Origin of the sequence: Halomonas sp. 141 (assembly GCF_002810305.1) — a bacterium.
GTDB classification, from domain to species: domain Bacteria; phylum Pseudomonadota; class Gammaproteobacteria; order Pseudomonadales; family Halomonadaceae; genus Vreelandella; species Vreelandella stevensii.
Map to the genome: position 1 here is coordinate 22,077 of NZ_PINZ01000005.1, position 19,932 is coordinate 42,008.

Annotated in this window: 15 protein-coding genes; 5 read left to right on the forward strand and 10 right to left on the reverse strand. The window is 61.3% G+C overall.

Translation table 11 applies throughout. The annotated features are described in order from the left end of the window. Positions 1-49: 49 nt before the first annotated feature. Together CWI66_RS03855 and CWI66_RS03860 are read right to left on the reverse strand one after the other, a co-directional pair. The gene (locus tag CWI66_RS03855) at positions 50-664 is read right to left on the reverse strand and encodes a DNA polymerase III subunit epsilon (RefSeq protein WP_332868030.1); all 615 of its coding nucleotides are present in this window, start codon (positions 662-664) and stop codon (positions 50-52) included. Between the two features lie 26 nt (positions 665-690). Beyond that, positions 691-2,526, reverse strand: a complete 1,836-nt coding sequence (locus tag CWI66_RS03860; RefSeq protein WP_100730972.1) for a DUF294 nucleotidyltransferase-like domain-containing protein — start codon at positions 2,524-2,526, stop codon at positions 691-693. Positions 2,527-3,143: 617 nt separating this feature from the next. On the opposite strand from CWI66_RS03860, the gene CWI66_RS03865 reads away from it, so the two are divergent. The 4 genes from CWI66_RS03865 to CWI66_RS03880 all read left to right on the forward strand — a co-directional run bounded on the left by CWI66_RS03865 (position 3,144) and on the right by CWI66_RS03880 (position 9,864). Further along, a complete protein-coding gene (locus CWI66_RS03865) occupies positions 3,144-3,404 on the forward strand; it encodes a DUF4212 domain-containing protein (protein WP_039181551.1) in 261 nt (86 codons plus the stop codon). A gap of 6 nt (positions 3,405-3,410) precedes the next feature. Further along, positions 3,411-5,207 carry a sodium:solute symporter family protein gene (locus CWI66_RS03870; protein ID WP_100730973.1) on the forward strand — a complete coding sequence of 599 codons (1,797 nt, stop codon included), beginning with the start codon at positions 3,411-3,413 and terminating at the stop codon, positions 5,205-5,207. 97 nt (positions 5,208-5,304) lie between these two features. Further along, a complete protein-coding gene (locus tag CWI66_RS03875; protein ID WP_100730974.1) occupies positions 5,305-5,832 on the forward strand; it encodes a hypothetical protein in 528 nt (175 codons plus the stop codon). Between the two features lie 90 nt (positions 5,833-5,922). Beyond that, positions 5,923-9,864 (forward strand): hybrid sensor histidine kinase/response regulator, encoded by a 3,942-nt coding sequence (locus CWI66_RS03880; protein WP_100730975.1) that lies wholly within the window; start codon positions 5,923-5,925, stop codon positions 9,862-9,864. A 96-nt stretch (positions 9,865-9,960) separates the two neighbouring features. On the opposite strand, the gene CWI66_RS03885 is transcribed toward CWI66_RS03880, so the two are convergent. The 3 genes from CWI66_RS03885 to CWI66_RS03895 all read right to left on the reverse strand — a co-directional run bounded on the left by CWI66_RS03885 (position 9,961) and on the right by CWI66_RS03895 (position 13,561). Further along, positions 9,961-10,623, reverse strand: coding sequence for a LuxR C-terminal-related transcriptional regulator (locus CWI66_RS03885; protein ID WP_016916171.1), 663 nt, complete (start codon positions 10,621-10,623; stop codon positions 9,961-9,963). Between the two features lie 270 nt (positions 10,624-10,893). Continuing rightward, complete coding sequence (gene acs / locus CWI66_RS03890) at positions 10,894-12,843, reverse strand: acetate--CoA ligase (protein ID WP_100730976.1); 1,950 nt, start codon at positions 12,841-12,843, stop codon at positions 10,894-10,896. A 178-nt stretch (positions 12,844-13,021) separates the two neighbouring features. After that, on the reverse strand, positions 13,022-13,561 hold the full coding sequence (locus CWI66_RS03895) for a SprT family zinc-dependent metalloprotease (protein WP_100730977.1): 540 nt from the start codon (positions 13,559-13,561) through the stop codon (positions 13,022-13,024). Positions 13,562-13,619: 58 nt separating this feature from the next. Between CWI66_RS03895 and CWI66_RS03900 the strand changes: the two genes are divergently transcribed. After that, a complete protein-coding gene (locus CWI66_RS03900) occupies positions 13,620-14,294 on the forward strand; it encodes a YecA/YgfB family protein (RefSeq protein WP_100730978.1) in 675 nt (224 codons plus the stop codon). A 3-nt stretch (positions 14,295-14,297) separates the two neighbouring features. Here CWI66_RS03900 and CWI66_RS03905 read toward each other — a convergent pair whose 3' ends face one another. From CWI66_RS03905 to aceF, 5 genes are all read right to left on the reverse strand, one after another. Next, positions 14,298-15,419, reverse strand: coding sequence for a phospholipase D-like domain-containing protein (locus CWI66_RS03905; RefSeq protein WP_100730979.1), 1,122 nt, complete (start codon positions 15,417-15,419; stop codon positions 14,298-14,300). A gap of 37 nt (positions 15,420-15,456) precedes the next feature. Further along, entirely contained in the window at positions 15,457-16,167 is a 711-nt protein-coding gene (locus CWI66_RS03910; protein WP_100730980.1) for a class I SAM-dependent methyltransferase, read from the reverse strand. After that, positions 16,164-16,868, reverse strand: a complete 705-nt coding sequence (tsaB, locus tag CWI66_RS03915) for a tRNA (adenosine(37)-N6)-threonylcarbamoyltransferase complex dimerization subunit type 1 TsaB (RefSeq protein ID WP_100730981.1) — start codon at positions 16,866-16,868, stop codon at positions 16,164-16,166. Before tsaB ends, CWI66_RS03910 begins: the two co-directional genes overlap by 4 nt. A 113-nt stretch (positions 16,869-16,981) precedes the next feature. Continuing rightward, complete coding sequence (gene adk, locus CWI66_RS03920; RefSeq protein WP_100730982.1) at positions 16,982-17,635, reverse strand: adenylate kinase; 654 nt, start codon at positions 17,633-17,635, stop codon at positions 16,982-16,984. 247 nt (positions 17,636-17,882) lie between these two features. Further along, positions 17,883-19,877 carry a pyruvate dehydrogenase complex dihydrolipoyllysine-residue acetyltransferase gene (gene aceF / locus CWI66_RS03925; RefSeq protein WP_100730983.1) on the reverse strand — a complete coding sequence of 665 codons (1,995 nt, stop codon included), beginning with the start codon at positions 19,875-19,877 and terminating at the stop codon, positions 17,883-17,885. Between the last annotated feature and the right edge of the window lie 55 nt (positions 19,878-19,932).

Consider the following 19,932-nt stretch of genomic DNA (forward strand, 5'->3'; position numbering starts at 1 on the left):
TACAAACCCATCGTCTGCATTTGGCTGCACCGGGCGGCTGTGCCTCGTTCTACACCGTCAAGAGACGCTCACTCTGCAGGCGTTGATAGAGCAGCGCCGCCGCCGTGGCCTCGCTATGCACCGAAGGCCAGGCCAGCGGCAGGCACCAGCACGACAGCGCTTCGTTGATGCTCGGGCCGACCTCCGCCTGGGGATGCAAACGGCGTAGCTGACGAGCGTGTAGCCTGGCCAGGTCGACCTGAGCATTGGGCAGCCCAAACCCCAGCGAGGCCTTGAACATCCGGCCAAGCGGCGCCAGCAGGGCATCCAACTGCCACCCCACCACGGGCCGATTACCGATAAACTCCGCCAACGCTTCGATCCGAGCTCCCGAGTCAACTGACGAAGCCGGTGCGTCGTCTCGCTCCTGACGATGAGGCATGTGTTCGCCTTTCGTGGTCAGCGTGTCGCTCCAGGCATGGCTGGTCAACACCCGGCGCGGCGTCAATACGACAGCGGCCACGCGCAGCTCGCCCGGGCGAGCCTGGCTTTCACGACACGCCAACGCCACCGCTTCTTCGCCCATATAGGGCTGAAACAGCCAGCCATGCGGCGTGTCCGCGAACCGCCGTCGATCGCTTTCACGCTGCACCAGGGTTCTCAGTGAACCGCTCAAGAGACCCACGTGCCTATCCAATAGCCGCATTCCGCTCACGAATACTCCAGATGATAACGATGGGACAGCCGCTGCTTGAAGTCCTTGACGATGTGCAGCGCTTCGCGCAGCAGGTCGCGCTCCAGCGATGAAAGCTCCTGGACCACGACCCGGTTGGTGCGTTTGCCGGTATCGGCATCGCGGGCGCACGCGCTTTTCAGCTCCTGCAACTGCTGCTTCAGACGCAGCTCGGTGAACAGCGCCAGCGCCTCACCCAGGTCGTCGGCAAAGCGGCGGTCCAGACGGCCATCAGCGGCCAAGGCATCGAGCCGATCCAGCGTAGAGGTCGCCTTGATGCGCCGCTCCAGCGCCATGGTGCGCACCCCATGAACAATCGGAAAAATGCCGCCTTTCTTGATATCGATGCCGTGCTGGGGCTTTTTCAGCGAGCCAAACAGCGTCAACGGCGTCGAGAAACGCAGCGCTGCGCGGGCGAAATAGGAGAGCAGCAGCTCATCATGGGAACAGCGCACAAACAGCGCCTCACGCACACGGTCCAGCAGCGCGGGGTTGCCCGCGACGCCGTGGGCATCCAGCAAAATGGCCAGCTTCATCAGACTGTCGCCATCCCGGGCCGACACCCACCTGGCGATGTTCGACTCCCACGTCGACACCGTGCCCACCCACTCAGGGTTACACACCATGATGTTGCCAGGGCACGGCGGGTAGCCCAGCTGCACCAGCGTCTCTGACAAGGTGTTCATGCACTCGGCCACGTCCGGCCACTGGCAATCGTCAGCCAGGATCAGCCCGTTGTCCTGATCGGTTTTGAGAATCTGCTCGCCACGCCCCTCACTGCCCATGACCATCAGGCAGCTTTGCGGGTGGTACTGCTCGGGCACGGTCAAGGTCCACGCCTTACTCATGATGCGGCCATTCAACGCGGCCAGCAGGTCCATGGCAAAACGCAGCTTGACGCCCTGGGCCATGAGCGCCTTGACCAGCTCGGGCGTGCGCTGACTGGCCGATGCCAGGGCAGGCAGGCTATCGGCTTGCTCCACTTGCAAGCTCACCACATAGCTACGGCTGGAGAAGAACCCCAATACATCCGTCAGCTCCACCACCCCTTGCACCTGATCCTCTTCCATCACCACCACCCGCGATACCTGATGGCGGGTCATGGTGATCAAGGCATCAAACAGGTACTGCCCAGGAGCAACGGTGACCAGTGACCGATTGGCCAGTGACGCCACCGGGGTCTCCAACGAGGCGTTTTCGAGCACCAGGCCATTGAGCAGGTCCGTCTTGGTGACCATGCCCGGCCCGTCGTCGGTGGCCACCAGCAGGCTGTCGGCATGGCTGTCTTTCAACTGCTGGACGGCCTGTTGAACAGAGGCCTGGGCATCCATCATCAGCGGCAAACGCATGCACTCGCTCACCCGGGCCAACATGAACCCTGCCATGGTGACTCCCCCATCGGCACGCTTTTCGGTCAACAGGCGCGCCTTGTGAGACAGCGACTGTTTGAAGAATTGCTCGAACGCCGGGTAGTGCCGACACAGCTGGCTGAACAGCGCCTTGGGCATGACGTAACACAGACACTCGTCTTCGGCCTGAAAGCGGTAGCGGCTCTTGCCATTCAGGATGCTGATCGCACCAAACAGGTCACCCGCCGTATAGTGGCCGATACGCGCACTGGCAGCCGGCAGCGAGGGGTCCAACTCGGCCACCTCGCCCTTGTGGATCAAGAACACCGAGGCGCCAGGCTGGCCCATTTCCAGAATGACCTCATCACGTTCGAAATAGGCCAGGTCCATGCCCCGGCGCACGTGATCCCGACCCTCCTCGTCCAGCAGGGTGAAGGGCAGTTGAGACAGCTCTACTTCTACCATGTAGCAACCTCGATCAAGCGCCTTGTCTCGCGCCACGCAATGGCTTTTGTGATTATTATTAACCTGTCACTCTCTTTGACCCGCTTTACACCCTGCTACTTTCTGCTATAACGCTAACGTCTTAACGACTTTTGTTTAGCGACTAAAGTCGCGCCTTTTACTCTCTCTTAACGCTCTTTGGTCACTTTTACCAAGGTAGCAAACATTGGTTTAGCCAGAGCCATAGACCATTGTCCTATCGTCATACCCCAGCTTGCAAAAAAGGTCGCTTATCCTCTAAAAAACAGTAAGATATAAAAACAACACAGGTTCAAAAAAAGCCCTTACCAAGACGTGATACCAAAGTCTGGGATTTATTTTTTGTATTTATTGCCCAGTATTATTAGTGAGTCATACAGGGTTAAAGCACACCACCCTAGCCATGTATCCAGAGCCGCTGACAACCACTCGAGAGCACCTCAACGCTGACGGCTTAACAATAATAAGGTGACGTGCCTGGTAACGCCATTCAAGGAATCCACCACCGACAGGATCTCTTGTCTACGTTGCCCTGATGGATCACACGCTATCTTGAGTTCACTTTCCAACCCTAAAAATCACAACTGGAGAGCAACACAATGGCAGACGACAAGACCAATGCTGCTGAGTACTGGAAGGCCAACGTACGCCTGATCTTCGGGTGCATGATCGTTTGGGCCTTCGTCTCTTACGGATGCGCCATCCTCTTCCGCCCACTGCTGGCCAGCATTTCCGTTGGCGGTACGGACCTGGGCTTCTGGTTCGCTCAGCAAGGCTCCATTCTTACCTTTATCGGCCTGATTTTCTTCTATGCCTGGAGAATGAATCAGCTCGACAAGAAATTTGGCCTGGGGGAGTAAGCAAGCATGAGCCAATTTGCCATTAACCTTCTGTTCGTAGGCGCGTCGTTCGCGCTCTATATCGGCATTGCGATATGGGCGCGGGCCGGGTCTACCAAGGACTTTTACGTGGCGGGGGGAGGTGTTCACCCCGTGACCAACGGTATGGCCACGGCCGCCGACTGGATGTCTGCCGCGTCGTTCATCTCCATGGCAGGCCTGATTGCCTCGGGTGGCTACGCCAACTCCACCTTCCTGATGGGTTGGACGGGCGGCTTCGTTATCCTGGCGATGCTGCTGGCACCTTACCTACGCAAGTTCGGCAAGTTTACCGTGCCGGACTTCATCGGTGAGCGCTTCTACAGCCGCACCGCCCGCGTGGTAGCGGTGGTGTGTCTGATCATCGCGTCAGTGACCTACGTTATCGGCCAGATGACCGGTGCCGGGGTGGCGTTCTCTCGCTTCCTCGAAGTGCCCAGCACCTGGGGTATCTGGATCGCCGCAGCGATCGTTTTCCTGTACGCCGTGTTTGGCGGCATGAAAGGCATCACCTACACCCAGGTGGCTCAGTACATCGTACTGATCGTGGCCTACACCATTCCGGCGGTGTTCATCGCCATGCAGCTGACCGGCAACCCGATCCCGATGTTCGGCATGTTCAGCACCCACACCGAGTCGGGCGTACCGCTGCTGCAAAAGCTGGATGATGTGGTCAATGCACTAGGCTTCCAGGACTATACGGCGGATGTGGACAACAAGCTGAACATGGTGCTGTTCACCCTGTCGTTGATGATCGGTACGGCGGGTCTTCCCCACGTCATCATTCGCTTCTTCACGGTGCCCAAGGTGGCTGACGCGCGCTGGTCGGCTGGCTGGGCATTGGTGTTTATCGCCCTGCTCTACCTCACCGCGCCTGCGGTGGCCTCCATGGCACGTCTGAACCTGATGACCACCGTCTATCCCGAGATGACCGGACAGGTAGAGGATTACGAAATGGCAGCGGCCGAGCCTCTGCTGTATGAAGACCGTCCCACCTGGTTCAGAACCTGGGAAGATACCGGCCTCATCACCTTCAATGACTTGAACAACGATGGCCGTATCCAGTTCTACAACGACACCAACACGGAGTTTGCAGCCACCGCCGAAGCACGCGGCTGGGAAGGCAACGAGCTGAACGTCAACAATGATATTCTGGTACTGGCCAACCCGGAGATTGCCAACCTGCCCGGCTGGGTCATCGGTTTGATCGCGGCAGGGGGTATCGCTGCAGCCCTTTCCACGGCCGCAGGCTTGCTGCTGGCGATCTCCTCGGCCATCAGTCATGACTTGATCAAGAACACCATCAACCCCAACATTTCCGAGAAAAACGAGATGCTGGCGGCACGTATCTCGATGGGGGGTGCCATTCTGCTGGCCACCTATCTGGGCTTGAACCCTCCCGGGTTTGCGGCACAGACGGTCGCCCTGGCCTTCGGTATCGCGGCAGCCTCACTGTTCCCCGTGCTGATGATGGGTATCTTCTCCACCCGCATGAACAGCACTGGCGCAATCTGCGGCATGCTGGCGGGCCTCGTGGCTACCCTGCTGTACATCTTCACCTACCTGGGCTGGTTCTTCATCCCCGGTACCAACATGCTGCCGAACACGCCTGACAACTGGTTCCTCGGCATTTCACCGCTCTCCTTCGGTGCCGTCGGCGCACTGATCAACTTTGCGGTCGCCTTCGCTGTCTCCAGCGTCACGGCAGCGCCGCCCAAGGAGATTCAGGAGCTTGTCGAAAGCGTGCGTTACCCGAAAGGGGCTGGTGCCGCTGTCGATCACTAAGCCATAATCGTTCCTGGCTAGCCAACGGGCTAGCCCTGGAACCCATCACGCATCGGGCTTCCCATGGGAAGCCCGAGCTGTTTTAGGAAGCATCGTTATGATCTGGCACTTGATTGCCGCTGTCTTTGCCGCTCTGGCGGCGGCGGGTATTGCTCTGATACTGCGCCACCTGTCAGGGCGGCGCCTGCCCAAATGGATCGTGCCGGTCTTTGCCGGGCTCGGCATGCTGAGCTACCAGATTCACGTGGAGTACTCCTGGTTCGATCACAAGCAGCAGCAGCTGCCCGCCTCGGCGGTGATCGTGGACAGCAGTACCGGCACCGAAGTATGGCGCCCGTGGACCTTCGTGTTTCCCATGACCACGCGCTTCAGCGTGCTCGACCGCGATAGCCTGCAGCGCACCCAGCACGAAGGCGCCCTGCTTGCCGAGTTCATGCTTTACCACTTCGAGCGTCACCATACGGACCTGGTAATTCCCCAGGCCTACCTCTTGAACTGCAGCAGCCGTGAGCTGGTGCCGGTGGATATCGACACCCGTTCGCCGGACATCACCGGCATCCGCACGTTGCGCACCTCCTCCACGCTGCTTGAGCAAGCCTGCGCCGAACCAGCGCATTCTTCTTGAGCACTGGCGCTGGAGGGCAATTCCCCTAGAATGGAGCCTCACTGAACGCACCGCCGCATGGGGCGCAGATAACAAGACAGGGAGAGAAGCATGTTTCACGGCGGGCTGCTGGTAGCCGTATCACTACTCTATATTGCCGTGCTGTTCGGCATTGCCTGGTACGGCGACCGCCGGGCGCGCACCCATGGCGCCAGCCGCCGCCGCCCCATCATCTACAGCCTGGCGCTGGCAATTTACTGTACGTCCTGGACGTTTTACGGCGCGGTGGGCCAGGCCGCCACGGCAGGCTGGTCGTTTGCCAGCATTTTCGTCGGGCCAATTCTGACGTTCCTGCTGTTCTGGCCGGTACTGGCCAAGATGATTCGCGTTGCCAAGCACCAGAACGTCACCTCCATTGCCGACTTCATTGCGTCGCGTTACGGCAAGACGCAGTCGCTGGCCGCCTTTGCCAGCCTGGTGGCGCTGATCGGTACGCTGCCCTATATCGCCCTGCAGCTAAAAGCCGTGTCGACCAGCTTCAGCGTGTTGACCGATGCACAGGACCTCACCCACACCCCGCTATTTGCCGATACGGCGTTTTATGTGGCCATCGTCATGGCGATCTTTGCCATCCTGTTTGGCACACGCCATACCGATGCCACCGAGCACCATGAGGGGCTGATTCACGCGGTCGCCTTCGAGTCACTGGTCAAGCTGCTGGCCTTCCTGGTGCTGGGGGCCTTCGTCACGTGGGGCATGTTCGGCGGACTGGGTGAGTTGATGGGCCATGCGGAAAACCAGCTGGAGCTGCAGCGCCAGTTGGCTAACCAGGATTTCGGCCAGAGCTTCTGGGCACAAACGCTACTGGCCATGCTGGCCATCCTCTGCCTGCCACGTCAGTTCCACGTGGCGGTAGTCGAAAACATTCACCCGGACGACGCCAGCAAGTCGCGCTGGCTATTCCCGCTCTACCTGCTGGCCATTGCCTTCTTCGTGGTGCCGTTGGCCGCCGCGGGACTGATGCTGTTCTCGGAAAGCGGCGTCGAGCCCGACACTTACGTGCTGGCGCTCTCCATGGCCTCCGGCCAGCAGTGGCTGACTCTGCTGACCTTCATTGGCGGCTTTTCCGCAGCCACCGGCATGGTCATCGTAGCGGCGGTGGCGGTGTCCATCATGATCTCCAATGAAATCGTCATTCCGGCCTTGTTCCGGCTGCGCTGGTTCGACACCAAGGCCCGAGACTACGGACGACTGGTGCTGCGCGCCCGCCGCCTGACCATCATCGCCGTGCTGGCCATGGCCTACGGTTTCTATCAGCTGATTGGCGAGTTCACCTCGCTGGCCTCCATCGGCATGCTCTCGTTTGCCGCGGCTGGGCAATTTGCGCCTGCCTTGATCGGCGGGCTGTACTGGAAGCGCGGCAACCGGCTGGGCGTCGTCATCGGCATGAATGCCGGCTTTGCCATCTGGGCCTATAGCCTGCTGATGCCGGCCATGATCAACGCCGGCGTGCTGCCCCAGGCATGGCTGTTTGGCGGGCCACTGGGCATCTCCTGGCTCTCGCCCACGGCCCTGTTCGGCCTCAACCTGGGCGACCCGTTCACCCATGGGGTGATGCTCTCGCTGGGCATCAATCTGTTCTGCTATATCTTCGTCTCGCAGATCACCTCCCAGCGCGTGGTCGAGCGCATTCAGGCGTCGCTGTTCGTCGACAGCGTCGAGACTCGCCAGACCTCGGTAAACCGCCCCTGGACGGGCGCGACCACGGTAGGCGACTTGAAGGTACTGTGTGAGCGCTTCCTCGGTGCAGGCCAGGTGGATCGCGCTTTCGAAGACTACGCCCGCCGGGCGGGCAAACCGCTGGACGATGGCACCCGCGCGTCCATCGACGTCATCCAGTTTACCGAACGCTTTTTGGCGTCGGTGCTGGGCGCCTCGTCGGCGCGTATCGTGGTGAACTCGGCGCTGCAAGGGCGCGGCATCGGCATTTCCGATGTGATCTCCATCGTCGATGAAGCCTCCCAGGTGCTGGAGTTCAACCGCGCCCTGCTGCAGGCGACCATCGAAAACATCAACCAGGGCATCAGCGTGGTCGATCAGAACCTGCGGCTGGTGGTGTGGAACCAGCGCTATCTGGAGCTGTTCCGCTTCCCCGACCACCTGATTCGGGTCGGCGCCCCCATGGACCGCATCTTCCGTTACAACGCCCATAATGGCGAGTATGGCCCCGGCGACCCGGAGGAGCATGTCCAGCTGCTGATCGACAACATTCGGGCAGGCCAGCCCCACCGCTACGTGCGTTACCGCCAGGATGGCAGCGTACTGGAAGTGCAGGGCAACCCCATGCCCGGGGGCGGCTTCGTCTACACCTATCAGGACATTACCCAGCAAAAGCGCATCGAAGAGGCGCTGATTCGCTCTGAAAACAATATCCGTATCTATACCGATAACGTACCGGCGCTGATTGCCTACTTCGATAAGGAGAGCCGCTACCTGTTCACCAACCGCGCCTACGAGCAGGCCTTCAGCATCGATCGTAACGCGGTCATCGGGCGTCGCTATGAAGACGTCCTGCCGGTCAAGCAGGCCGAAGAGCGGCTGCCCTGGGTACAGCGAACGCTGGCCGGTGAGCGTGTCAGCTTCGAAGTCTCCATGCGCGTCAATGACGCCATGCGCTACATGCTGGTGACCTATACGCCCCACTTTGGCGACAGCCAGTCGATTTTAGGCTTTTTTGCGCTGTATCAGGATATTACCGAACGCCGCCAGGCCGAGATTGCGCTCAAGGAGACCAATGAAACCCTGGAGGAGCGCGTCAGAGAGCGCACTCAGGCGCTTTCAGAGGCCAACGCCGCTCTGCGCCAGGAGAACCGGGTGCGCGCAGAAGCGGAGCAAGCGCTGCGCCAGGCCAAGCTGCTGGCCGAGGATGCCAACGCCTCGAAAACGCGCTTTTTGGCCGCTGCCAGCCACGATCTGCTGCAGCCGCTGAACGCTGCGCGCCTGTTTACCTCGGCGCTGATGCAAAACGTCACCGCCAGCGATACCCAGCGCACCATTGGGCATATCGACAACTCGCTGCAGGCCGCCGAAGAGCTGCTGGGTACGCTGCTGGATATCTCCAAGCTGGATGCGGGCGCGCTGACCCCACGCCGCAGCCACTTCGCGCTAGCCGACATCTTCCGCCCGCTGCGGGCCGAGTTCGAAGTCATGGCCGACGACCGCGGCCTGGACCTGGACGTCGTCCCCACCCAGAAGTGGGTCGACTCTGACCCGCAAATGCTGCGCCGTATCGTGCAGAACTTCCTCTCCAACGCCATTCGCTACACTCAGGAAGGGCGCGTGCTGCTGGGCTGCCGCCGCCAGAGCGAACGGCTGCTGATCGAGGTATGGGATAGCGGCCCCGGCATTCCCGAGTCCAAGCTCACCGAGATTTTCCAGGAGTTTCGTCGTCTCGATCAGGTGTCGCGTCACAAGGAGAGCGAAAAAGGGCTGGGGCTGGGCCTGTCCATCGCCGACCGCATGAGTCGTGTGCTGGACCACCCCATCAAGGTACGCTCCTGGGAAGGCGTCGGGACGGTCTTTTCGGTGAGCGTGCCCATCGTGGCGGCCAAGGAGATGGCGCCGATAGAGCAAGAGGCTGGCCATCGCCGCAGTGGCAACAAGCTGGTGGGCACCCGCATCGTCTGTATCGACAATGAAACCCTGATTCTGGAGGGCATGACCGCCATGCTGAGCGGCTGGGGCTGTGAGGTCTTCACCGCCACCAGTATCGGAGGGGCCAAGTCGATTCTGCGCAACATGGATGGCGACCCGGATGCCATCCTGGCGGATTACCATCTGGATAACGAAGTCACCGGCCTGATGGCTCTGGAAGCCCTCAGCGAGCGCTTCGAAGGGGCCGTGCCGGGCATCGTGATCACCGCTGACCGCACCGAAACCGTGGCCGAGGAGATCAAGCGGGCGGGGTACCACATGCTCCTGAAGCCTGTGAAACCCGCCGCCCTACGTGCTCTGCTGACACGCACCCTGCAGGCCAGTCGGGCCAAACCCTGACCCTGACCCTGACCCTGGCCCTGACAAGGCCACAGCTAACAAAACGCCGCGCCTGGAGAACTCCAGGCGCGGCGTTTTGGTTGCCTACCGTCGCGATCAGGACTCGACTTTGGGCGGCTCCACTTCCAGCTTTTGCGCGGCGATGACCGCCTGGGTGCGCGAGTGAACGCCCAGCTTGCGCAGAATTGCCGTGACGTGCGCCTTGATCGTGGCTTCCGAGACATTCAGCTCATAGGCAATCTGCTTGTTGAGCAGACCTTCGGTGAGCATGTTCAATACCCGGAACTGCTGGGGAGTCAGCGACGCAATCGCTTCGGCAAAACGCGACTCCTCTTCGCTGGTCTCTTCCAGTACGTTGGCCAGCGCTTCAGGCAACCAGACTTCCCCCTGCAGAATTTCGCCCACGGCTTCGGCAATCAGCTGCAGTGAGGAGGATTTGGGGATGAACCCGGACGCCCCGTAGTCGATGGCGCGCCGCACCACGTAAGGCTCATCGCTGCCGGACACCACGGCAACGGGAATATCGGGCATCTGCCCGCGCAGCTGAATCAACCCCGAAAAGCCGTGGGCTCCCGGCATGTGCAGATCCAGAAGGATCAAATCCGCATCGGGATGTCGGTTGACGACCTCTGTGGTGGCTTCCATGGTGTCGGCTTCGACGATCTCGGCCTGGGGGGCCAACTGGCGCAACGCTTGGGTAAGCGCTGCGCGAAACAGCGGATGGTCGTCAGCGACGATAAACTTATGGGCTACTGCCATGGATTTTCCTCCGGTTCCTCGAGCAGCGGGGTTGCCTGCCGCCGCGACGCTAGGCTCATACGGTTGAGGCATGGTACCCCATGGGCTTCATCATGCCCAAGCATCACATGCACAATTTGTCATTGGAACGTCATTCAAACAGAAACAGCGGTGCCGGCTCATGGCCGGCACCGCGACAGACTAACGCAGTTTGCCCTGATTTAATAAATCCAGGCGTGACGCTGGTCATTGAAAACAGCCCCCACAAGACGATTCATGGGGGTGCTTCCCTTACTGGTTGGCACGATGTTCGATCAGGTCATCGACCACCGACGGGTCTGCCAGCGTACTGGTATCGCCCAGCCCATCACACTCGTTGGCCGCGATCTTGCGCAGGATGCGGCGCATGATCTTGCCCGAACGGGTCTTGGGCAGCCCCGGTGCCCACTGGATGACGTCCGGCGACGCAATGGGGCCGATATCCTTACGAACCCACTGGGTCAGCTCTTTCTTCAGTTCGTCGGTGGGATCCATGCCATCGTTCAAGGTCACGTAGATATAGATGCCCTGACCCTTGATGTCATGGGGGAAGCCCACCACGGCGGCCTCGGCCACGGCGGAATGAGCGACCAGCGACGACTCGATTTCGGCGGTGCCCATGCGGTGGCCAGAGACGTTGAGCACGTCGTCCACACGGCCGGTGATCCAGTAGTAGCCGTCCTCGTCGCGGCGGCAGCCGTCACCGGTGAAGTACATGCCGTCGTAGGTGGAGAAGTAGGTTTGCACGAAGCGCTCGTGATCCCCCCAGATGGAGCGCGCCTGCCCCGGCCAGGAGTCGAGAATCACCAGGTTACCTTCATTGGCCCCCTCCAGGGTCTGGCCCTCGTTGTCCACCAGCGCTGGCTTGACCCCGAAGAACGGTGTCGTGGCCGAGCCCGGCTTGAGGTCGGTAGCCCCCGGCAGCGGCGCAATCATGATGCCGCCCGTCTCGGTCTGCCACCAGGTATCCACGATGGGACACTTCTCGTTGCCGATGACCCGGTAGAACCACTCCCAGGCTTCCGGGTTGATCGGCTCACCCACCGAGCCCAGCAGGCGCAGCGAGTCGCGCTTGCTGGAATCCATCACGCGGTCACCATGGGCCATCAGTGCACGAACGGCGGTCGGCGCGGTATAGAGGATGTTGACCTGGTGCTTGTCGACGATGTCGCCCATCCGGCCATGGGTCGGATAGCTGGGCACGCCTTCGAACATCAGCGTCGTGGCGCCGTTGGCCAGCGGCCCGTACACGATATAGCTATGCCCGGTGACCCAGCCCACGTCGGCGGTACACCAGTAGATCTCGCCTTCCTGGTAGTCGAAAATATATTGATGGGTCATGGCAGCATAGGTCAGGTAGCCGCCAGTGGTATGCTTCAGCCCTTTCGGTGCGCCGGTAGAGCCTGAGGTATACAGAATAAACAGCGGATCTTCTGCGTTCATGGGTTCGGCCGGGCACTCTGTCGACTGCTGATCGACCAGCTCGTCGAACCACAGGTCACGGCCTGCCTGCCAGTCGATATCGCCCCCGGTGCGTTTGACGACCAGCACGTTCTTGCACACGTCGGTGCCATCACGGGTCAGCGCCGAGTCGACGTTCTCTTTCAGCGGCACATGCTTGCCACCGCGCACCGACTCATCGGCGGTGATCACCAGCTTGGAGTCCGCACCAATCACGCGCTGAGCCACGGCGTCCGGGGAGAAACCACCAAAGACCACCGAGTGCACTGCGCCGATCCGCGCGCAGGCCAGCATGGCCATGGCGGCTTCGGGAATCATCGGCATATACAGCGTGACCGTATCGCCTTTCTGAATGCCCAGCGATTTCAGGCCATTGGCCAGCTGGTTGGTACGCTCGTACAGCTCACGGTAGGTGATGTGTTTGGATTCGCTGGGATCATCGCCTTCCCAGATGATCGCCGTCTGGTCGCCACGCGTGGCCAGATGGCGGTCCAGGCAGTTGGCGCTGACGTTCAGCTCGCCATCTTCGAACCAGCGAATATCGACGTTGTCGCGGGCGAACGAGGTGTTCTTGATCTTGCTGGGAGTCTTGATCCAGTCGAGACGCTTGGCTTGCTCGGCCCAGAAGCCTTCAGGGTCCTCCATGGACTGCTGATACATTGCCGCATACTTGTCTTTGTCGGCCCATGCCTTGGCTGCGATGCTATCGCGCACTGGATAGACGTTCTGATGCTCGCTCATGAAATTGCCTCTGTCCGTGAAAATGCACTCTCGTGGAAGTTGTGTCGGTCTTGTTATTGGTGGCACCGACCCGGCTAATCTTTACCTAGCATAAACCTCCCGATGACGGCTTCCCCTTAGACATTGGTATTAACATTTTTACTTTAAAAAACATATACTTAAAACATATTTCCGGGATTCATGAAGCACTGTAGACCAAGGTCTGATGACAATGTCGGCAGCGATACCGCTGTCCTTTTACCACTAAGGCATGACGTCTGGCCGTAAAGGCGTGGGTCTGGCAGGCGCACCGGTAGCGGTAGGGGCGCGACTGCGCCTGGCCGATATCGAAACGGTGGGTAACCCGGGGTTCCAGCCCAAACAGGTCACGCATGACGGTCTGCCACTCCCGGCCATGGGGTTTCAAACGGGTGCCGTTGGCCAAGTGAAAGACCAGCCAGTGAGCCATTTCATGGGGGATCACCTCGTCGAAGAAGGCCATGCGGTTGGCCGCCATCAGCACGGGATTGAAGCGCAGCCCTTGTCGGCCCCAGTGGGCCTGCCCAGCCCCTGCGCCCTTCAGATCGAACCAGACGCCGGGGGTCGGTAGCGTCGGATACACTTCCCGACAGCGGGCCAGCGCTTCCGCGACCCGTTCACGGGCGGCGGAAGCCAGCGCGGGTGGCGATAACGCAGCCAGCTCATCAGCAGGCCAGGAAGGCAGTGGTGTGGTGTTCATTAGTGATAAACTAACCGTCAAGATGTTGTTCGATTCAAGATACCCGATGAGGCTTTTCATGGCAGAGCGCAACAACGAGCCCCCCACAACCGCTTCCGACAGCGTGCCACCCCAGCCGCTGCTGGAAGATGAGCAGCTGGACAGGCTGGACGACTTTCTCGATTCGGACCGCGTGGGCGAAGATGCCCTGGACCTGATCTCGGCCCATGGCTTTCTGGTGGCCCTGGCCGTGGCGCCCAGCGAACAGCCCCGCGACGCGTGGCTTGCCGAGCTCTTTCAGGGCGAGCCCAACTACCAGGACGACGCCGAACGCGACGAGGTCACGCACCTCCTCTGCCTGCTGCGTGATAACGCCATGGCGGTGCTGGAGCAAGGCGGTCTGCCAGAGCTGCCCTTCGAGCTGACCCTGGATGGCCTGCCCGCCGAAGAGACCCCCATCGGCGACTGGTGCGCAGGCTTCATGGAAGGCGTGTTCAGCGACGAAAGCGCCTGGTTCCAGGAGGACGAAGAGGCTGCGGCCACCCTGCTGCTGCCCTTCATGCTGCTCTCGGGTCTGTTTGATGACGAACCCGACATGGCCGAGATGGCCAGCGACCAGGCCAATCAGGAAGCGCTGGTGGCCCAGCTACCCGAACTGGTGCTCGACCTCTACCTGCACTACCGCGTGCCCCCCGAGACGCCCAAACCCAAGCCCCGCAAGAAAACCCCTGCCAAGGGCAAAAAACGCAAGTAGCCGCTACTTGAGCCGCGTCACCAGGCCATCCAGCGCGCCATACACCCACTCCCGGGCGCGCTGCCACCAGGGCCGCGCGGCCCAGGCCTGGGCATCCACCTCGTCACTGGCAGCAAAATTGCGCTCGAACAGCTCGCGCACGTCGTTGGCGAAGGCAGCATCTTCCACCTCCTGATTGGCCTCCAGGTTCCAGTGCAGGTTCCAGTGGTCAAAGTTGCAGGAGCCCAGGCTCACCCAGTCGTCTGCCAGAGCAAACTTGGCATGAATGAACGTGGGTTGGAACTCGAAGATACGCACGCCCGCCTTCAGCAGGCTGTGATAAAAGCGCTGGCCTGCGTAACGCACCCCAGGGTGATCATGCTTGGCACCGGGCAGCAGCAGGCGAACGTCCACCCCGCGCCGGGCCGCGCGCACCAGCCGCCGACGCAGCGAAAAGGTCGGCACGAAATAGGGCGTACATAGCCACAGCCGTTGGCGAGATTGGTGGACCCGCGCGTAGAGTGAGTGCCGAATGGCCTGATAGCGATAGCCACGGCCCGAGATGACCCTGCCCCTGACGCCCTCTTCGTGCGGCTCGGCTACCCGCGCCTCCGGCAGTGCCAGACGCGGCCCTTGCGGGGACGCATAGCGGGTCAGCCGCGAACGCCACAAGCGACGAAACAGCGCCTCCCAGTCGGCCACCACGGGCCCTTCGACCCGGGCGGCGATTTCGTACCAGGCCTCCAGGAACTCATCCACCGCGCCAAACCCGCCCGTGAAGGCTACCTCGCCATCCACCACCACGATCTTGCGATGGTCACGGCTCAGGTTGCGTGCCAGCGAGTGGAAGCCAATCGGGTTGAACAGCTGCAAGGCCACACCTGCCGCCTGCAGCCGCTCACGATCCTCGCGCTTCAGCCCCATGGCGCCATAGCCATCCAGCAGCACATACACCTGCACGCCACGCTCGGCCGCGGCCACCAGTACATCGATCATCTGGTCGGCCAACGCCCCCGACTCCATCAGGTAAAGCTCTACGAAAACATAGTGCTGGGCCTGATGGACGGCGTCGAACATGGCTGGCAGAAAGCGCGACGCTTCCGGCAGAAGCGCCACACGGTTACCTTCTCGCCACGCGTACTGCATAGAGACTCCTTCTCTTGCGCCCTGCCTGCAGGCCGCCTTAGCGGCTCAAGGAGCGGTGAACATACAGGTCATAGCGGCTGGTTTTGCCTTCGATTGTATGCTGTGGCGCAGGACCTGCAATAGGCGGTGCCTTGCGCGGGCGCTTGACCACCACCCGGTGAGTGGCCACCGCCAGCGCCGCTTCCAGCAAGCGCGGGGCGTCATCGTCCGTTCCGGCCAGTTCACGAAACAAGCGCATTTCCTTCTTCACCAGCGCCGATTTCTCGCGATGGGGAAACATGGGGTCCAGATGCACGACCTGCGGGGTGAACGCGGCGCTGGCCACCAGCGCCGCCAGCGCCTCACAGGCATCGCCATGACGCAGCTGCATGCGCGCGGTGATGGGCGCCGTCTCGGCGTCCCTGGCCGCCCGGGCCAGGCCATCCTCCAGCAGCGCGGCAATGGCCTGCACGCGCTCGACCATCAGCACCTCGGCACCCAGGCTGGCCAACACGAACGCGTCACGCCCGAGCCCTGCCGTGGCATCCACGATGCTTGGCGTCACGCCTTTGGAAAGCCCGCACGCCTTGGCCACCAGCTGGCCGCGCCCACCGCCAAACTGACGCCGATGGGCCGCCTTGCCGGACACGAAATCGACGCTCAAGGGCTTGCCGTACTGGCGCTCGTCACCGACCAGCGCCAATCGGCCATCGCGCTCTTCCAGCGTCAGCCCCGCGGGCAGCGCTATCGGTGGGCGCGCCGAGCTCATGCCGGCTTTTTCCAGGCCACGTCGTTACGCAGGTAGACGGGCTGCGCTTCATGGGCGGCGACACCCAACCCTGCGTCCAGGTCCCGCGCGGCCAGCCAGGCCATCTCTTCGGCGCGCGGCTCCAGGTCGTCGCTGAGGTGCTGGGTCATGCCCACATGCACTGCCACATCGAAAGCGTCCCAAAGCGCAAAGCCCGAGCCGACCCCGACCCAGTCGGTTTCATCGGATGGCAGCCTAAAAGCGCCTGGGGCCAGTACTCGCTCATCGCTTTGCGGGCTGACCACGTCATTCAGGCAGTGCCAGCTGGCCACGTAAATTTCACCCATTCGGGCATCCAGCGCGGTCACCACATGGCGAAAGTGATAGCGGCGATGCACCTGCAGGGCCAGGGACTCCAACGTCGAGATACCCAGCAGCGGGCGCTCCAGGCCGAAGGCCAACCCCTGGGCCGCTCCGGCGGCAATGCGCAGGCCGGTAAAGGAGCCCGGCCCACGGCCAAACGCGACGGCGTCCAGCTGCCCGGGCACAATGGCGGCGGTAGCCAGCAGCTCGTCGACCATCGGCATCAAGCGTTTGGTATGGGCGCGCGGCGCCATTTCGTAACGCGCCAGGCACTCGGACTGATCACTCTCCTGACGCAGCAGCGCGGCAGAGCAGGCACTGGAGGAGGCATCCAATGCCAGAAGATATCGCGACGACATAACCGTGTGGCACTCCGAAAAAAATAGGCCGCCAGTATACCGTCTGGCGGCCTTGACGACGATGGCCCGCAGGGAACCTGCGGGCCATCGTCAGTCGACAATCTTTACCAGGCTCAGCTCAGCGCTTCTTTCACCTGGCGGGTGATATCGGCCACGCTGCCCACCCCTTCCACGCGGTGGTATTGAGGTGCAGCAGACGGGTCCTCTTTGGCCCACTGCTGGTAGTAGTCCACCAGCGGAGCCGTTTGGTCGTGGTACACCGACAGGCGGTTGCGCACGGTAGACTCCTGATCGTCTTCCCGCTGGATCAGGGCTTCTCCGGTGACATCGTCCTTGCCAGGCTCTTTGGGCGGATTGTGTTCTATGTGGTAGACACGGCCCGAGGCGGGGTGAACGCGACGTCCGGCCAGGCGGCTGACGATCTCTTCGTCCGGCACGGCGATTTCCAGCACGTGATCGAGCTTCACGCCGCCTTCTTTCATGGCATCGGCCTGAGGAATGGTGCGGGGGAATCCGTCAAACAGGAAACCGTTGGCGCAGTCCGGCTGGCTGATGCGCTCCTTGACCAGGTCGATGATGATCTCGTCGGACACCAGCCCACCACTGTTCATGATTTCCTTGACCTTGAGTCCCAGCTCAGTGCCGTCCTTGATGGCGGTGCGCAGCATATCCCCGGTGGAAATTTGGGGAATCTTGAACTGCTCACAAATAAACTGAGCTTGAGTCCCCTTCCCCGCGCCGGGGGCACCCAACAGGATTAAACGCATGGCACTGCTCCTTGAATGTTCGTACTTGATTGGTGGTGATCGAATAAATCAATGAATCGACAATAACCGTGCCGTTCAGGCGACACAACTCCCCAAAAGCCTGAAAGGCCGATTATTTTGCGTTTTTTCAAGCGAAAACAGCAAAGTGGCGATGGCTAGTACTTTGGTCACGCTGGTTTTCTGCTGACGCCACAGAAACACAAGCGGCGCCCATAGGGGCGCCGCTTGTGGCTTGCTCGTGGTCTGATTACAGCAACAGACGGCGGATATCGGTGAGCACGTCTGCCAGGAAGGCAGTAAAGCGTGCCGCATCGGCACCGTTGATCGCCCGGTGGTCATAGGAGAGCGACAGCGGCATCATCAAGCGCGGCTGGAAGGCATTGCCATCCCACACCGGCTTCATTTGCGCTTTCGACACGCCCAGGATCGCCACTTCAGGCGCATTGACGATAGGCGTGAAGGCCGTGCCACCGATCGAGCCCAGGCTCGAAATAGTGAAGCAGCCACCGGTCATCTCGTCGCGCTTGAGCTTCTTGGTCTGTGCTTTCTTGCCCAGCTCTGCCATTTCCTTGGCGATCTCGATCAAGGACTTCTTGTCGGCATCGCGCAGTACGGGCACCATCAGGCCATCCGGCGTATCCACCGCGATACCGATATGCACGTACTTCTTCCAGACCAGCGTATCGCCGTCGCCTTTCAGGCTGACGTTGAACTGCGGGTACTTGCGCAGTGCAAAGGCACACGCCTTGACCAAAAACGGCAGCGGCGTGAGCTTCGCCCCCTGGGCTTCGGCCTCGGCCTTCATCGCCTTGCGGAAGTCTTCCAGCTCGGTGATATCGGCTTCGTCGAACTGGGTGACGTGAGGCACGTTGAGCCAGCTGCGATGCAGATTGGTCGCACCCATCTTGAGCAGGCGGCCCATCGGCTTCTCTTCCACTTCACCGAACTGGCTGAAGTCGACTTCCGGCACGGCAGGAATACCCGCGCCACCTGACGCTGCCGGTGCGGCGGCCTGGGCGCTGCCCTGGTTGGCCAACACCTGCTTGACGTAGGCCTGCACGTCTTCCTTGAGCACGCGCTCTTTCGGGCCGCTGGGCTTCACCAGCCCCAGGTCGACACCCAGTTCGCGGGCCAGCATGCGTACCGCCGGGCCAGCATGTACCAGCTTGCCGTCACGGGGCTTGTGTGCTGCCATTTGCGCTTCTGGGCTCGGCGTGCCGCCACTGGCCGCAGGCTTGGCGCTGGCCGGGCTGGCACTGCTTTGCGCTGCCTTTTCAGGCGCCGCTTTCTTCGGCGCGGCCTTCCTGGCGCCCGCCACTTCCATGTAGCCAATCACGTCGCCTTCGGAGACGGTATCGCCCTCCTTGACGGTCAGCTCGACGAGTTTGCCCTTGTAAGGGCTGGGCACATCCATGGAAGCCTTGTCGGACTCCAGGGTGATCAGCGGGTCTTCGACGTCGACTTCGTCGCCTACCGACACGCCAATCTCGATGATGGGCACGTCTGCAGAGCCGGAAAGATCCGGCACGCGGATCTCCTTGCGCTCGGGCTCACCGCTGCCACTCTCTTCTTCAGCCGCTTCTTCTTCGGCGGGCTCGCTGGCAGGGGCAGGCTGTTCGGCCTTGGCAGGCTCTTCGTCGGCAGCGTCATCGCCACCGGCGATTTCCATCTTGCCGATGACATCGCCTTCCGACACGGTATCGCCTTCCTTGACGGTCAAGGAGACGATTTTCCCGCTATGCGGGCTGGGCACGTCCATGGAAGCCTTGTCGGACTCCAGCGTGATCAGCGTGTCTTCGGCGTTGACGTCGTCGCCTTCGCCAACGGCCACTTCGATGATCTCGACGTTGTCGGAACCACCCAGGTCAGGCACCTTGATGTCAACGGTCTGCTTGCCACCGCTGGCTTTTTTCGCTGCCGGTGCAGGGGCCTCTTCCTGCTTGGGCGCGGGGGCTTCCTCGGCGGCGCTGTCAGCTTTTGCTTCCGGTTCGGCATCGCCGCTACCTTCCACTTCCAGCTCGACGATGTCGTCGCCTTCGGAGACCTTGTCGCCCTCTTTCACCAACACTTTGACCACCTTGCCGCCTTTCGGGGCCGGTACATCCATGCTGGCTTTGTCGGATTCCAGAGTGATCAGGGTGTCTTCCGCTTCAATGACGTCGCCTTCTGACACCGCAATCTCGATGATTTCGACATCGGTATCGCCACCGATATCGGGAACTTTGATGATTTCGCTACTCAAGGTCGCGCTCCTTCCAAATCGGATCGAGCCGGCGGGCAGTGGCCCGCCGGGCAGC

Bases quoted from the DNA above. Each gene is read 5' to 3' on its own strand.
- CWI66_RS03880 (WP_100730975.1), top strand. From the start codon at position 5,923: ATGTTTCACGGCGGGCTGCTGGTAGCCGTATCACTACTCTATATTGCC.
- CWI66_RS03865 (WP_039181551.1), top strand. From the start codon at position 3,144: ATGGCAGACGACAAGACCAATGCTGCTGAGTACTGGAAGGCCAACGTA.
- CWI66_RS03895 (WP_100730977.1), bottom strand. From the start codon at position 13,561: ATGAACACCACACCACTGCCTTCCTGGCCTGCTGATGAGCTGGCTGCG.
- CWI66_RS03910 (WP_100730980.1), bottom strand. From the start codon at position 16,167: ATGAGCTCGGCGCGCCCACCGATAGCGCTGCCCGCGGGGCTGACGCTG.
- tsaB (WP_100730981.1), bottom strand. From the start codon at position 16,868: ATGTCGTCGCGATATCTTCTGGCATTGGATGCCTCCTCCAGTGCCTGC.
- CWI66_RS03870 (WP_100730973.1), top strand. From the start codon at position 3,411: ATGAGCCAATTTGCCATTAACCTTCTGTTCGTAGGCGCGTCGTTCGCG.
- CWI66_RS03875 (WP_100730974.1), top strand. From the start codon at position 5,305: ATGATCTGGCACTTGATTGCCGCTGTCTTTGCCGCTCTGGCGGCGGCG.
- CWI66_RS03905 (WP_100730979.1), bottom strand. From the start codon at position 15,419: ATGCAGTACGCGTGGCGAGAAGGTAACCGTGTGGCGCTTCTGCCGGAA.
- adk (WP_100730982.1), bottom strand. From the start codon at position 17,635: ATGCGTTTAATCCTGTTGGGTGCCCCCGGCGCGGGGAAGGGGACTCAA.
- CWI66_RS03900 (WP_100730978.1), top strand. From the start codon at position 13,620: ATGGCAGAGCGCAACAACGAGCCCCCCACAACCGCTTCCGACAGCGTG.
- acs (WP_100730976.1), bottom strand. From the start codon at position 12,843: ATGAGCGAGCATCAGAACGTCTATCCAGTGCGCGATAGCATCGCAGCC.
- CWI66_RS03885 (WP_016916171.1), bottom strand. From the start codon at position 10,623: ATGGCAGTAGCCCATAAGTTTATCGTCGCTGACGACCATCCGCTGTTT.
- CWI66_RS03860 (WP_100730972.1), bottom strand. From the start codon at position 2,526: ATGGTAGAAGTAGAGCTGTCTCAACTGCCCTTCACCCTGCTGGACGAG.